The organism is Spirochaetota bacterium (assembly GCA_038043445.1).
Taxonomy (GTDB): Bacteria; Spirochaetota; Brachyspiria; order Brachyspirales; family JACRPF01; genus JBBTBY01.
In genome coordinates this window covers 39,460-55,654 of sequence record JBBTBY010000072.1, presented here as the reverse complement: position 1 = coordinate 55,654, position 16,195 = coordinate 39,460, and the positions used below count along the sequence as shown (strand labels likewise).

The window sequence follows — 16,195 nt, the reverse complement described above, 5'->3', positions numbered from 1 at the left end:
ATGCCAAGGTGCTCGCCTGAGTCAATGTATTGTTTGACAGAAAAGATGGACGGCGTGGCACGTTATTGTCGTGCGCTTGTTGCGCTTCCCATGCTTTTCGAGTATACTGAATTCGTCACGAAAACGGGGGAGGACTCGCCGTGTCGAACGTCGATAAGACGCGAAGCAATATAAAGCTCGGAGAACTTGACGATAAAGAGCGCAAGGAGCTCTTCGGTAAATTCGTCGAGCACGGCGGCAAGGTGATAACCGAGAAGGACGAACGAGCCGCTAAACAAAAAGCGGCCGAGAAGCTTTCCCCCCTGCGCCGGCGTCTTGAAGAGCGCATCATGCAGAAACGTGATGAGAAGGATGCGCGTGCAGAAAGCGCGGTTCCGCATGTCCAGCCGTCATCGGGCGGCGGTATTGGGAAATTGTTCCTGAAGGTGTCCCTCTATTTCGAAGGCGTTATCAACGGGGTTACCGATCTTTCGGGCAGGCTCATCAGCAGCGGCTTCCTGCGTTTCATCGATTCCGGGCTCCTGACCGGGCTCCTCGAGGCGGAAGCGCTCCTCACCTCCACGCTTTTTCCCATCGACGCGACAGAGGAAACGACGCTGGAAAAGCAGCACCGCATGCGGGCGATATTCGAGAACACGTTCAAGCTCGAGATACTCGAACGTTTCCGCGAGATCTACGATGAGGAGATCTATGCGAGCATACTCACCGAGTACAAGCTCCTGAAGGGGAATACCGCGGTGACCATAGCCCGGAAACGGGACGCGGTCATCCTGCTCTTTAAGCGCATCTACCTCCTTCGTAATTATATGAGCAGCCTCCGCGAGGCCATCATGCAGGCGCTTGCCGCGTACGGCCAGATGGAATCGATGGACCGGCTTGTGGTGAATCAGCGGCATACCGTCATAAAAAAGGCCGTCGATCTCGTTTTCTATAAACTGTTCCCGAAGCTGTTGGTGCTTGTGAAGATCCTCGCGGAACGGAATTTCGACATCGCCGATAAAGAGCTCGGCGAGTACATCGGCATGGGCGCTGAGGATGTCATCGGTTTCCGTACCGCGCAGCAGAAACGCGAAGCGGAGGAAGCAAAGCGGCAGGCGGTAGAGAAGAAAGAGAAAGGGCCCGAGCAGAAGCCGGATGTCGATCAGTATTCGCAGGTTGGGCTGTCCCTTATCGCGTCGCTCATCAACTTTGACAAGGACCGCAACAGCATCCATGACGATACGCATTCGCTATTTTTTCTCGACAGCCGCGATAAGATATATCGGGCGAAGCTGATACTCGATTATTTTGACAGGGAATATTCCCTGACACTGACGACGAACAAGATAAAATTCAATGTGCTCCTGTCCACGGCGACAAAGACGGATTTCGGCAATCTGTTCAGCAATTCACTCTCGACGATAAACGACGTCGGCCGGCGCATCGATGATTATGTGAAGATGGTCCGCGAAATATCGCTGCTCGACGCTGACCGCGACATGCATTTCACGCAGAAGGCGCTCCTTATGCAGACAAAGGAGGCGACGCGCTCGAAATTCGCGAAGATCGCCCGTACGAGCATCATGACGTTCATTCGCGAGATCAAGGACAATCTCGGGCATTTGCTCCTCGATAAGCCTTTGCGCGAGGCGGTCATCGCTAATCCTGCGGAGAAGCTCATGTTCGACCCGCTCATTCACGGGGATAAGCGCATCAACGGCTATACGGCGCTCGAGGCGCTCACTGAGACATATTATTTCATCTGCGGGTTCCATCATCTTCTCACCATGGGGGAACTTTCGGGTCTGGGGCTGCTCGTTGAAGAATCGGCACCGGTGGTACAAGCCGATGAGTCTTCCGCAGAGGCGAAAGCCGAAGTCGCAGCGGCGCCGAAGACCGGGTCCCATATCGTCGAGGCGCTTGAAAAAGCGAAACGTGAAAAAGCGGAGAAGGCCGCGGCGGGGATAGAGGAATCTACCGGCGTAGATCTCAATATCGAAATAGAGAAGGACGATGGGCCCGGCAGTACCGGCGGTGCAGAAGGCTAGCGCGTCCCGTCCGGACAAGAATGAAAAAATAGAACGATCTGTTCAGCACAGAGCCCGCTGTCGGATGAGCCACGACACGAAGCTTGACCGTGGCCTGTTTAAGTATTATATTATATATTATATGAGTTATATAATATATAATAAACGTTTATCAGCTCCATTGCTATTCGAAGTGCCTTGGCGCAGGCTCGCATGAAGATTTCCGCTGTTGATACATTTGTTCTCGGGGCTGACCTGGCGTCGCCGTTCGGCTTTTCCCAGTGGTATTATCAGCGGCGAATGAATGTGATCGTTAAAATATCTACCGATGAGGGTATTGCCGGCTGGGGAGAATGTTATGGCCCCGCATCACTTGCTGCAGAAGCAGTGAACGGATTTTACCGTGAACTCCTTATCGGGCTCGATCCGCGGCAGCATGAACAGGTATGGGCTCATCTCTGGCAGCGATCGCTCGATTATGCACGCAAAGGGCCCATGATGGCGGCGCTGTCGGGTATCGATATAGCGCTCTGGGATATCAAAGCGAAGAGTGCGAACATGCCGTTATGGATGCTCCTTGGAGGGAAGGGCGGCGCGATACCGTGCTATGCCACCGGCATGTACTTCAAGCCCGCTATGGGCGAAAGCGAGATGATGACAGCACTTCTCAAGGAAGCTGACGGCTATATACGAGAAGGATTTCGTATGATAAAAATAAAGATCGGAAAGAACATCGCGTTCGATAAAAAGCTTATTATCGAATTTCGAAAGAAATTCCCCGATCTTTGTATTGCGGCTGACGCAAATCATGCGTATAACTTTAAAGAAGCCGTCGATATAGGCCGCTGTCTCTCTGACAATGGGTACGCATGGTTCGAGGAGCCGCTTTCACCGGAGAACATTGCCGATCATGCGCGATTGCGGGAGTGTGTGACGGTACCCATCGCCGGCGGTGAATGCGAGCAGACGCGATACGGCTTCGCCGCCCTTGCGAATGTTCATGCACTTGATATCATGCAGCCGGACATCGCCTATTGCGGAGGGATAACGGAGTATCAGAAGATAGCCGCCATCGCATCGGCGGCGCATATCGATATGATGCCGCATTGCTGGGGGCTTCGCATAAATCAGGCGGTGGCGGCAAGCGCAATAACCGCATTGCCTGCGAACCCAGGGCGATACGAAAAACGCGAGGTGTCCCTTGAGATGGACAGGACGGAGCATCCGGTGCGAGACGGCATTTTCTCGCGATGGCATGAAGTGAAGAACGGATCGCTGATCCTGAACGATGCGCCGGGTATCGGCGTCGATATCGATGAAGCGCGGATAAAACGATTTGTTCCGGAGGCGCCATGAGCAAAGGCATGACGAATTCGACGGTGCGCACAGCAGTCAAGGGCAGTATATTGTATGCAGCGTGCATGCTCCTGTGCACAGCACTGTCTGCTGCCGAGGCGAAATGTCTGGACCGTGATCTGACATTCTGCGTGACGTTCGACAAGATGTCGACGGCGGCCGATGCCGCTTGCGGAGAATCGGCATCGACGACGTTCAAGGATAATCTCGAATTCCGATCGGTAGTCGGCCGTGACGGGAAGAACGCGTTCAATAGAAAAACACCGTCCGAGCTGCTGCGCTATGATGCGGTAAAGAACATCCATTGGAAACAAGGCACGGTATCGTTCTGGATAATGGCGAAGAATTACAGCCCCGGCGGTGTGAAAAGTTCCGATACCGAGAAATGCCATAAGCCATACCTGAACATCTATCTGAGCGACGGTGAACGGTGGACACAACTGTTCCTGTATCAGTATCACAGCACGCCAACCGCCATCTTCTACTGGCAGAACTCCGGCTGCGGGCAGAAAACATACAAACTGGCGGGCGCACCGCTCAATGTCATCGATAGGGGCATGTGGTTCCACATAGCTGCGACATGGGACGATGAACAGATCAGGATATATCTCAACGGTGAAATGCAAAAGTCGACGCCCTTGCCGCAGGAGGCGAAGCTTCCCGACAATTTCACGCCGGTTGGTTCGAAGTCATATATAGCAGTGAGGGAAATGCTGTGGAAAGGGAACAATCCCGATTTTGACGATACCGGCAGGGATACCGTGATCGACGATATAAAGATCTATTCCCGCGCGCTCACGGAATCCGAGGTGCGAAGCAGCTATGACGATGCTGCGGGCGGCGGCGAAGCCGGTGTTAAGGCGGAGCGCTCTCGCTTTGATATACAGCTGAGCGGCGTCGATGACGGTGCAGGCGATCTCGACCGGCTGGAAGCGGTCATCGATCTCAGACCGCTCTCGGATGAGTGGCAGGGGCGGATACACAAAGGGGGCGTGCGTGCGGAGTATTCGCTCCTTGCCCCATCGGGTAAGATCGCGAAAGGAGTATGGAGCGCAGTCCCCGTAAGGGATATGCGGATAATTTCGAATGTGAGCGAGGCGGGGGAATATGCGCTTACCGTGAAAGTGATATCGGCAGAGGGTTCGTCTGAGGAGGCAGTAAAGAAGGTGGTCCGCCCGGATACGAGCTGGTTCGGCAATACGCTCGGTTGCGATGATGTCGTTCCCTCTCCGTGGACATCTATGAGCATTGATGACAAGAATGTGGTGCGGGTATGGGAACGCGACTATCACTTTGGGTATTCGCCGCTGCCGGAAAAGATCGTCCATTCGGGTGCCTCGCTGCTGACGAAAGCCCCGGAGATCGTGATCATGACGCCAGAGGGGAAAGCGGATATCACCTATACGGTCACGCAGCGAGTGATAAAGAACTCCTTCATCGGGCTTAAGGGTACAGGAAAATCGAAGAATTTCACGATCACGTGGAGGACCAAGGTCGAATTCGACGGATTCATCCGGCTCGATTACACCGTCGAGGGAAGTCCCGTTATCGATTCGATGAAGATCGTCTGGACGGTTGACCGGCGCTATGCGCGCTACCTGATGACGCCGCTCCTGCAGATAGCCGGTACCGGTGTGTATGAAACCGCATTTCCCTCAAGCGATAGAACGACGATACAGTTTGGCGACAAAAGAACATGTCTATGGTTCACCTCAGACCGGAAAGGCTTTTCCTGGTCGCCGGAACATGATGCGAACTGGGTCTATGATCCATTGGTCGACAAGTCCATTAAGGCGTCCATCGATGATACGGGCGGTCACGCCGAAGTAACGATGATACACCGACGTACCACTATCCCTGCCGGCGCCTACTATCACGCTATGTTCATTGCTACCCCGTCGCGTCCGCTCCCTGAGCGCTCGCGCACGTATCGTTTCGGCGGCTACGGGCAGTATTCGAACTGTGATATCGCATTCGTGCATCATGCCGGTGAAGGCACTGAATCGATATTCACGCTCAAGCCCAATGCGTTCTTCGGCGACTATGTTGATCACTGGAAGGATCAGATCAAATTCCAGAAGAACGCAAAAACGAACCTTGCCATCTTCGGCGCATCGACCGCGCTCAACAACTACAGCCCCGAGGGGAGATACTTCGGCGCATACTGGGATATAACAGGAAATGACAATTCATTCGCCTTTCCCGTGCGCCCCTCGTATACACGCGGATCGAACGAACAGCAGTGCATGACCATCAATGCCGATCCGAAGACCGCGTACAGCGATTTCATTCTCGCAAACATCAAACAGCTTTTCGATCATCCAAAGCAGGCGCACGCCGCCGTGTACTACGACCTGTGCGTCAATTATCTGAGCGCGAACGAAAGGAACGGGATGCGTTTTCAGGATGCGTTCGGCCGGTGGATAAACACCTATATCATCGTCGGCCTTCGCGATCACTTGAAGCGCACGACAAGCTATTGCCACAGCCGCGGACGGAACACGATCTATCACGCGCACAGCTACTTCAATCCCATGATCCATGCATTTGCTGACTATTGGTACCCCGGGGAACAATACTGCTCGATGATGCAGGAGAAGAATACCCCGTATTACTACTCTGACTTCATCAGCGATGACGTATATCGCTCCGAGCTGAATATGCACACGAAGGGATCGGCGATCCTTTTCCTCGGCAATCTTAAGCGGGCGAATAAGGCGTACGGGACGGAGGAAGAGACGCGCGCCATGTGCACGAAGCTTCTCCTGAACGATGTCCCGCTCACCATAGCGTTCGAGGACGGGAATGTCATCAACACGCTGTGGGGCGTGTGGATGAAATACCGAATGGACAGCGCGAAGGTGCGATACTATTATTCACAGAAGGAGATAACATCATCGAACCCGAAAGTCGCCGTAACATACTATATGTGTTCCGGCGGACGCACGCTTGCCGTTATCGGGAATAGCAGCGCAGAGGAACAGCGGGCGGCGATAGATATTCGCGGTGTAACGACTGCATCCGCCGCGACCGACGAATATGCAGGAAGACCGGTCGCGGTAAAGGACGGCATTCTATCAGTATCGATACCGCCGAGACATTTCACGATCATCGGATTCTAACGCCCGGCACGCATGAGGGCATAAAGGACGGGGACGTATGCAAAAGAACGAACAGAAAAAAAACATGAGTGGTCGAACAGTGGCGGAGCAAAAAAGCCCGCATGCCGTGTGCGGAAGCGTACCGCTTTCGCAGGTGCGGTGGACCGGCGGTTTTTGGGGACAGCGTTTCGACCAATGCGCGCACAGAACGCTCCCGCTCCTCTATGATCTCGGGGCCGACCCGGCGCGGGGGCATCTTATCGAGAATTTCCGTATCGCGGCAGGGCTTTCGCAGGGTGAGCGCAACGGCAGCGACTGGAAAGACGAATGGATGTATAAGTGGATAGAAGCGGGGGTCTCTATCCATGATGTTACAAGGGACGAAACGCTCGCAGCACATATCGACGAATGCATTGCGCTCGTCGAAAAAACACAGGCGCGCGACGGATATGTCACCACGCATATAACCAAACCCGAAGAACGATACACGAGCCCGTATCGGCATGAACTCTATGTGATGGGGCATCTTATCACCGCAGCCTGTCTTGATCATCGCCTGCGGGGTACAACTCGCTTCCTTTCGATCGCGACAAAGGCTGCCGATCACATCCATGCAGTATTCATTCCCCGATCGCCCAAGCATGCACATTTCTGCATAAATCCGTCCATCATCATGGCGTGCGTCGATCTCTATCGCGAAACGAAGGCAAAGAAATATCTTGATCTTGCGAACTGCTTCATCGATATGCGCGGCTCGGCGCCGAAGGGCGAGGCGCAGCAGCAGCTGCCACCTGAAGAACGGACCATACCGCCGCATCCGAGCATCGGCGGGCCGGGAGGAAGCGACCTCAATCAGACACGCATACCCCTTCGCGATGAGACTGTCGTCGTGGGGCACTCGGTGTTCTGGTCATATCTCTATGCCGGTGCGGCGGACGCATATCTTGAATCCGGCGACGAAAGTCTGCGTACCGCGCTTGAGCGTCTGTGGGGCGACCTCGTACGTTCAAAGATGTATGTAACCGGCGGCGTGGGGGCGCTTCATCACGGATTTACCGTGCGTAAAACCGCTGAGGGAAAATATACGAGCTGCGACGATGTGCATGAGGCGGTCGGCCATTCCTATGAACTGACGAATGCGACGACACAGACCTACAATGAGACCTGTTCGCAGATCGGCGTATTCCTGTGGGCATACCGAATGCTCTGTATGAGCGGTGAGGCGCGCTATGCCGAGATCATGGAGCGTGAGATGTACAACGGTTTCCTTTCGAGTCTTTCCGCGGACGGGGAGAGCTGGTTCTATATAAATCCCCTCGCCTCGCACGGCAAAGAGCAGGATGTGCTTGCGCATAACGGCACGCTCGTGAGGAATCAGCCTGCGGCAACACACACCTGCTGCCCGACGAATATGACGAGGGTGATCGCCGCGATGCACGGGTATTTCTATGGCGTATCGGATAACGGATTATGGATACATCATTACGGCAGCAGCACTTATGCAGGGAGCGGCATCGAGATCGATCAGAGAACGGATTATCCGTGGGACGGCAGGGTACGCATCACAGTACGCCGTGCGCCGTCCGCAAAGATGCGTATCTCGCTTCGTATCCCCGAATGGGCGGCAAAGGCGATGATAAAGCTTAACGGGGTGATACAAAAAGGAACACTGACACCAGGCACGTACTGCTCCATCACACGAACTTGGAAAGCCGGCGACAGCATCGAACTGGTAATGCCAATGGGTGTCCGGCTCATCGCTGCACACCCGAAGGTTGAAAGCGCATCGAATCACGCTGCCGTTGCGCGCGGACCGATCATCTACTGTCTTGAATCCCCCGATCTGCCGAAGAAGATCGATCTCTTCCGTGTACATATTTCGCGTAATGCGAAATTCGAAACGCACGTTGAGCCGAAATGTCTTGGGGGAATAGTGACCGTATCGACGATCGCCACGGCGGGGCCTTCAAAGGATTGGGATGGAGCATTATATCAGGAGATGCCGCGGGGGATGATGAAGAAAATAAAGGTGCGGCTTATCCCGTACTACGCATGGGCGAACCGTGGTATATCGAAGATGTCGATATGGCTGCCGCTGGCATAAGGCAATGCCGAATGACAGATATCAGAAAATTATGGCAATTACGAAAGCCATCGCGGCGCGCTGACGGCAAGGACATGGTGTCTGTTTTATGCGTTCCCAAAATAAAGTCAAGACTTTCTTATGATTATGCCAAAATAAGCCAATAGGAGAATATCAATGTTCCATGCAAAGAACCTGATACATGGCACGCTTATCGAGAGCGGAAATCCCGCGCCGGTGATCAATCCTGCGACCGAAGCGCCATGCGGCACGCAGGAAAAAGCATCGATCGCGCTTGCAGACGAAGCGCTCCTCGCGGCGAAGAACGCATTCCCTGTGTACTCGCACCTGTCCATCAATGAACGTGCATCGCTGATAATGACGCTCAGGGAGAAGATCATCTCACGAAAGGAAGGGATCATCGATCTTCTCGTTGCCGAGACGGGGAAGACGAATGAGAATGCCGGCTATGACTTCTCCATGCTCGTCGACTGCCTCGCCTTTTTCATTGAAGAGGTGAAGCGGCACTATGCGAAAAGCATCCCCGACTACGACAATAAATTCTTCAATCAGCTCGTTTACGAACCGACGGGCGTTGTCGCGGCATTCCTTGCTTGGAATTTCCCGCTCCTCAATCTCGGCTACAAGCTCGGCCCCATTCTCGCGAGCGGATGCACGTGCGTGATAAAGCCGTCGGCGGAAACACCGCTTGCCACTGCGCTGGTCGGTGAGCTTATCGCGGAGACCGCATTCCCCGCCGGTACGGTGAATATCGTGCTCGGTGAATCGACGGATATTGGATATGCGCTTGCCCATTCGAACATACCGCGGCTGCTTACGATGATCGGGTCGACATACGGCGGCATGAAGCTGATAGAGAATTCAACATCGAGCGTGAAGCGTTTTTCGCTTGAACTCGGCGGCAATGCGCCGGTCATTGTCTTCGATGACGCCGATGTCAATACGGCAGTCGAAGCCATTGTTGATCTGAAATTCTCGAATGCCGGGCAGATATGTGTTGCGCCGAATCGTGTTTTCGTGCATGAAAAAGTGTATGCATCATTTCTTTCCAAAGCAAAGCGTCTTGCCGAGGCATATACGCCGGGGAGCGGCGCATGCAAGGCACCCGCGATACAGCCGGTCATATCGAAGAGAGCGTTCGACCGCATACTGGCATCGATAGATACATCCATGAAGGACGGTGCGAACCTTATTTGCGGCGGCACACGGATGAAAAAACCCGGATACTTCATCGCTCCGACGATACTGGAAACACCGAGTGCATCGATGGATATCTGTGCGAACGAGATATTCGGGCCGGTCATGCCCATCGTGCGGTTCACCGATACTGATGACATTTTCGCCGTTGCCAACGAGTGCGATGCGGGGCTTGCATCGTACCTGTTCACGGACAGCAATGCCCGTATCATGGATGCGACCGAGCGGCTCCTGTACGGGAATATCTGCGTCAACGGAGTTCACTACTCGATACAGCTCCCGCACGGCGGGTTAAAGCAGAGCGGGTACGGAAAGGACATCGGTCATCTCTGTCTTGACGATTATTTCGATGTCAAACGTGTTTCGGTACGAAGGTAGTCCATGAGGGTCATCGGATCGTTCTCCAAAGGGCTGAAGATACTGTCGCATCTGGCTTCACATGACGGGGCCAGGCTCTCCGATATCGCGGCAGCGTTCGATATGCCCGCGTCGAACATGACGCTCTTTCTCAACTCGCTCATGAGCGAGGGATTTGCGGTGAAAGATGCGGACGGATATCATCTCACGGCACGCATCGGCGAGCTTGCCAATACCGCCGCCGGCTGTTTCAGTGAGCTCAAGAGGGTGACATCCGGTATCATCCATGAACTCCATGAGCGTTTTGACGAGAACGTGCTCCTGGGCGTGCTGTCCGGGGACAGGCTTCTATTCATCGAACGCCTGCAGTCTTCAAGGCCGGTACAGATAATCAATGACGCAACTATATCCTATCTGCCCCATGTGACGGCGGCGGGAAAGGCCATTATCGCGTTCTGGGATGAGGCGCGGCTCGATGAATATCTATCCGTCACACCGCTGACGAAATATACTGACAGAACGATCACGGTAAAGGCGACACTGCGGGAAGAATTAGCGGCGGTGAAAAAGAACGGCTATGCGCTCAATCGCGGCGAGTATGAAGAGGCGATAATGGCGGCGTCTGTGCCGGTGTTCCTTGACGGCCCGATCGCATCGATAACAGTGCAATTTCCCTCGTTCCGCTACAGCGAGCGAGACCTTGAACGACATGCACAGGAGATGCTTAAGTGCCGAAGCGATCGTTTGCGCAGGGTCAGATGACCCGGCACACCTCGCCGGTGAGATATTCCGATTCCGGGAACGATGCTCGGACGGGGTGATCCTCCGCCTGCGAGAGCGCATGGATGAACTGCACTTCGCGGTGCGCATCCTTCGCCGCCCAGCTTATCACCGTTCTGAATTCCTCGCGCGATACGCCGCCTGAGCATGAGAACGTTATGAGCATACCGCCGGGGGAAAGGCATTTCATTGCGGAGAGGTTCACATCCTTGTACGCGCGGAGTGCCTTGGGTACGGCAGAACGCGACGGCGCGAGCTTCGGCGGATCGAGCACGATGGTGTCAAAGGAATCCTTCTTCACCCCGCGGAGATATTCGAACGCATTCGCAGTGATGATGTTCTCATCAGGGAGCGATAGACCGTTCAAGCCCGCGTTCTTTTTCAGGATATCCAGTGCCGCCGCCGATGAATCGACGACGGTCATGGAGGCTGCGCGCGAAGCCATGCTCATCGAGAAACCGCCCGTATAGCAGAAACAGTCAAGGGTACGCCCCTGCGTAAAGGAAGCGGCAATGCGTCTGTTCTCGCGCTGATCGAGGAAGAACCCCGTTTTCTGTCCTTCTGCAACGTCGCAGATGAACTTTCTCCCGTTCTCATGGATGACGATCTCAGGCGGGAGTGCTCCGTAGAGGAGCCCTTCATGTGCCGTCATCCCCTCGGCTTTTGCCGCATGCGCATCGGAGCGTTCGTATATCGCTTTCGGAGATACTGCGGAAATGAGCGCATCGATAATGACCTGACGGAGCGCGTCCATACCGGGCGTCAGTATCATTACGACGAGTACGTCCGTGTATTGGTCGACGATGAGGCCGGGGAGGAGGTCCGATTCGGAATAGATGAGCCGAACGGCATCCGTATCCGCCCGTTCGCGGAGCGGCGTGCGGCGTGCGACAGCATCATGGATCTTCTTCGTGAACCATGCCCCATCGACAACGGCGCGTTCATCCCATTCGAGGAGATGCATGGCCACCTGCGCGCGCGAGCCGAGATGCCCATAGGCGATGAATTTATCTTCGCTCGTGACGACGCGCACTATCTCGCCGGGGGCCGCTTCACCCTTTTCGGCAATAGCGCCGGAGAATACCCACGGGTGATGGGAGAGGGGGAGCTTTTCTTTTTTCTTTGCGAGCGTGACGGTTTTCATAGGGGTTACTTCCGGTGCGCACTATATCACGGATATCGGTATCGCGCAAACAGAGTTATTTGCGGTACATCCCCTGCAGCAGCGACGCGAGACGCCACCCGGCGAGCACGATCTGCCGCTGTGCTGCCGCTGCGGCCCCTGTCACATACCGCTCTTTCAGCACGATATTCTTCGCGCCGTACGGTTCGCGGAGTTCCCCGTATGCGAGCGTGCAGCCGAGCGACTGCGTTTCCCGCGCCCAGCGATGTGCATCGAAGGCAAGGTTGGTCGGGGTATGCGGTGTAAGCCGATCGAGCCATTCATGCATACCGGTGCCGTCGTCCGCGGTAAGCTCCGGGAGCGCGCGTGCTTTTCCGTCATCGTAATATCGGCGATAGGCTTCATCCCAGAATGTGTGAAGGTTCTTTTTCCAAGGCGTATCGGCGAGATTCGCAATGCTCACCGCATTGCCGCCGGCGTCATTGGGGCTTTCACCCTTCGTCGGATTCGGGTCATACCGCGATGCCGTATGCATCGGCTGATGTATATCGCCTGCAAGATGTACGATGACAGCGAGGGCGATCGCTTCATCCGGGATAATTTCGTCGAATTTTCCTATCCTGAGCGCTGATGTCGCATGTGATAGCGCACGGACGATATCGCCGTTCGTTGCGGTGAGGGCAGCGCTGTCGGCGAACACATCGGGGTCGCTCGGGGAACAGCCGATGTTGATGTAATGCCATGTCCGGAATTTCCCTTTGTACGGCGATGTCGAATTCCTGTCCTTGATGTCATCCATCCAGCAGGCGAGGGTGATGAACGTGTAATTCGTGCCGTTGTTGTTCAGCCGCGATGCGATCGTCGATACGCGTTGGCGTGCGGCTGCATCAAGTCGGTCGTGCGCGATACGTGCGACGAGCATATGCCCGCCGCCGTCCCAGCCGGAAGCAGGGGAAAAGAGGAATAGACAGAGAGTCGATGCGAGTACCGTGATACGGAATGATCTCATGCTGCTACGATACCAAACCATGCGTGTCTTGTCAACAGGGGTGTGAACGGCAGCTGTCGCTGGGCGTTATCGCTTCTCCCGTACGCGTATATCATCTATCCACATCGTCCCTTTTGCCGGGTGAAAACCGAATTTCACATCGCAGGGGGTTATCTTCTCGCCGGTCTTGAACACATAGCTTTCCTTTGTCCACGGCCGTGATCCCTGATAGCTTTTCGTCGGCTCATAGGCATTGATCGGGAACCAGTGATTCAAGCCGCTCCAGATGTTCACAAAGCCGCCGGCATAGCGCGCGCCGGGTTTCAGTTCAACATCCTTCGTCCGTATGAAATAGGTGATGACATATTCGGTGTTCGGCTTCAGGTCGGGAAGCGGATGCGATGAGCGTGTCTGGGCATCCTTGAATTCCTGGAGCGTGAACCGGGCGCATCGACGCCCGTCACGGAACGTTGCTGTGTCAACGGAGCACCCCTCGGCGAATTTCCATCCCTCGGTGCCGTCGCCGTTCTCAAAACTGCCGTTGGCGAGGAGATTGCCGTCGTCGGGTAGTGTTGATGCGTCCTTGACGAAAAGCATCTTCCCGAATTTTTCAGGCTCATGGAAACCGCCTTTCAGGAACGGTGACCATGTCGAGAGCTGATCGAGCTTTTTACTCTTGAGCATGATGCGGGATCGGCAGAAATTTACTATGCATCCGCTTTCGGGCTTTCCGCCGATGGCGTCGAATGGTATTGCTATCTCCGCCGTCCATCGCTCGCCGTCGTGTGTAATGCCGATGCGTGCGCCGCTGTTCCAGGCGATATCCTTTTTGATGCCGTCCACCGCCCAGTCCGATATGCTGCCTGCGCTGTTCACTGCGATATGGAAATACCGGCGCTCCCCCGCGGGACCGATGAACAGCTCTACTGAGTTATCCTGCCAAATCGATCCGTCATCATTGGTGCGTTTGATAACCGATACGTCATCGAAGCTGCCCTCGTCGCAGACAAAGGCGATAGAGAGATGCTTGTCCGACCATGCTGTGCGTACGGCGGTCAGCGCATTCGGGTCATCCGTGCGTTTGAGCGGTACGAGATAGACCGGTTTCGCGAGCCATGCCGCTTCATCGAGCGAGCCGTCGATGCGTATATCATCCGGCGTGCTCAACGAATGAACGACAAGGTCTTCCGATTCCCGCCGTGTCGCCAGGAATGCATTGCGGTATCGGGCGACAGCGCCGATGAGGTGCTCCCCGATGTAGCGGACTCGGGCGAGTGCGCCAGCATCGTTCCTTGCAAGCGACTCAGCCTCTTTGACGAGTGCATCAAGTTCGTTCATCCTTTCTGAACTGAATATCGTTTCCCACATATCAGACTCGTACGGCGTTTTCAGCACCGGTCCTACCACGGTGTTCTCATAGCCCTGCAGGCACGACGTCCAGAGCTTTTCGATGAGGTCGTATGCCTTTGCCATCGGGGCGGCGGCAGGGCCGAACATCTTCGCGTGATGATCGGCGAGGAGCGTCTCTGCGTCGATGCTGTTGTCCCATGCGGCTTTTCCGAACGCATACCAATTGAGATAATGATAAAATCGGTAGCTTATCTCCGATTCGACGAATGCACCGCGCACCATCGGGCCGACACGCTTGAAATATGAGACGACAAGCCTCGGACTGACAGCAGGGATGCCTGCGGGCACCTTGTTCCCGAAATCGTTCATGTATGTCCAGAGCGAAACCGCGCGTTCACCGCCGAGCTTTTTATTCCAATCGCGAATGTTCTCCTCCTCAGCTTTCTGAAATGCACGTCCCGTTTCCGCCCACGGCCCGGGGGTGGCGACTTGAAGAAGCATATTATCCGGAAGATCGAATGACGGCAGCGACTTATAGGTCGAATACGCCATGGTCGTCACCGTGCCCGGAAGACCGCTTTCCTTGATGCGCTTTGCGATGCGCGAATAGAAGCCGAAGACATAATCGCTGTGATTCCCATTCGCTCTATTGAACGGCGTACAGTTCGGGCAGCGGCAGAAATTATCGGGACCAAAGCCGTCCTCGAGCATGACGGGTATATATCCCGGCGTAAGCGATATCGGCCATACTGCCGGGTTCTGATACTGCATATCCCGAACCGTCGGCGCTTCGCCTTTGAGGAAGGATATCGCATCGAGCACAATGGTGTCCTCAAGTTCCGGGTTCATGAGGCAAAGATGCCCTCTGCATTCGCCGGTCTCCAGGTCGCGCCTGCCGTTGGGGAGTAGCGAGAAATATTCCGGGCGTGTTGCCGCGAACCGTTTGTTGAGATTGAACATGCGTATACCGTGCCCGTAGGGGATACGTAATGTGTCATGGCGGTACATAAGACGCTCGCGGTTCAGCCATGCGATAGTATCCGTGCCGTGGAAGGCCATTTTCTTGTCTTGCGTGACGAATGAGGGGAATCCGTATGTCCACATGCGTTCCTCGAGATCGGGCGCTTCCTGGATGTCCATGGACGGCACCGTAATGCCCGAACAGCGCGGCACCGGTGTTCCCGTTTCATCGGGATAGAAGAAGCCGACACCGCAGAAGCGTTCGAGGAAATCGTACGCGCCGAAGAGCGTGCCTTTTTCCCTGAACCAGTTCCAGAACGTGTTCTGGCGCATCACGGATCCTGGGTCGCTCGCGGCGTCGTCATGCCCTGCGATAATGATGATGTCGGCGGATGTACGGATGTGACGAATGATGAAGCCGTCTCGGGGGAGGGCGGCGATGCCGGGGGCAAGCGGCGATGATATGCTGTTCTCTCCGAGGAGTATATTCACTTTTCCGTCAACGAGAGTATCTGAGATTGCGATAGGCGCGGCAATGATGCGTTCAAGGACCGCCTTCATTTCATTGGCTGCTGTGCGTGCCGTAGGCGTTGCATCGCTCGGAACAACGATCACTGCTTTCCAAGTGCCATTTTCGGCAAGTATGAGCGGTGCATCGGCCTTGTACTGAGCGTTGTGGTTCTTTGATGATCGGTTCGCCTGTTTAATGGAAAGCATCTGCGCATTGCATATGCATGCAGCAGCGATAAGGATGGATATCGTTCGTATCGGCGTCATGCGTCCTCCCGGTTCGTACCTATACTATGAGCGCTCTCAGCCCCTTTGTCAAGGAATTGCCGGTAATATAATGGTTGCCCAAAGTAACCTCAGCAT

The 16,195-nt window shown here is 54.9% G+C and carries 9 protein-coding genes; 6 read left to right on the top strand and 3 right to left on the bottom strand.

Translation table 11 applies throughout. The features are described 5' to 3' along the window. Nucleotides 1-140: 140 nt before the first annotated feature. From AABZ39_11500 to AABZ39_11475, 6 genes are all read left to right on the top strand, one after another. A complete protein-coding gene (locus AABZ39_11500; protein MEK6795397.1) occupies nt 141-2,027 on the top strand; it encodes a hypothetical protein in 1,887 nt (628 codons plus the stop codon). Nucleotides 2,028-2,219: 192 nt separating this feature from the next. Beyond that, complete coding sequence (locus AABZ39_11495; GenBank protein MEK6795396.1) at nt 2,220-3,362, top strand: mandelate racemase/muconate lactonizing enzyme family protein; 1,143 nt, start codon at nt 2,220-2,222, stop codon at nt 3,360-3,362. Further along, nucleotides 3,359-6,484 carry a glycoside hydrolase domain-containing protein gene (locus AABZ39_11490; protein ID MEK6795395.1) on the top strand — a complete coding sequence of 1,042 codons (3,126 nt, stop codon included), beginning with the start codon at nt 3,359-3,361 and terminating at the stop codon, nt 6,482-6,484. Before AABZ39_11495 ends, AABZ39_11490 begins: the two co-directional genes overlap by 4 nt. Before the next feature lie 64 nt (nt 6,485-6,548). Next, nucleotides 6,549-8,567, top strand: a complete 2,019-nt coding sequence (locus tag AABZ39_11485; protein MEK6795394.1) for a beta-L-arabinofuranosidase domain-containing protein — start codon at nt 6,549-6,551, stop codon at nt 8,565-8,567. Between the two features lie 156 nt (nt 8,568-8,723). Beyond that, nucleotides 8,724-10,142 carry an aldehyde dehydrogenase family protein gene (locus tag AABZ39_11480; protein ID MEK6795393.1) on the top strand — a complete coding sequence of 473 codons (1,419 nt, stop codon included), beginning with the start codon at nt 8,724-8,726 and terminating at the stop codon, nt 10,140-10,142. Nucleotides 10,143-10,145: 3 nt separating this feature from the next. Next, complete coding sequence (locus tag AABZ39_11475; protein ID MEK6795392.1) at nt 10,146-10,883, top strand: IclR family transcriptional regulator; 738 nt, start codon at nt 10,146-10,148, stop codon at nt 10,881-10,883. Here the strand turns inward: AABZ39_11475 and AABZ39_11470 are convergent. The 3 genes from AABZ39_11470 to AABZ39_11460 form a co-directional block, all read right to left on the bottom strand. Next, nucleotides 10,876-12,045, bottom strand: coding sequence for a class I SAM-dependent rRNA methyltransferase (locus tag AABZ39_11470; protein ID MEK6795391.1), 1,170 nt, complete (start codon nt 12,043-12,045; stop codon nt 10,876-10,878). The two genes, AABZ39_11475 and AABZ39_11470, sit on opposite strands and share 8 nt — an antisense overlap. A 55-nt stretch (nt 12,046-12,100) precedes the next feature. Next, entirely contained in the window at nt 12,101-13,033 is a 933-nt protein-coding gene (locus AABZ39_11465; GenBank protein ID MEK6795390.1) for a S1/P1 nuclease, read from the bottom strand. Nucleotides 13,034-13,099: 66 nt separating this feature from the next. After that, entirely contained in the window at nt 13,100-16,099 is a 3,000-nt protein-coding gene (locus AABZ39_11460; protein ID MEK6795389.1) for a DUF4838 domain-containing protein, read from the bottom strand. Nucleotides 16,100-16,195: the final 96 nt, after the last annotated feature.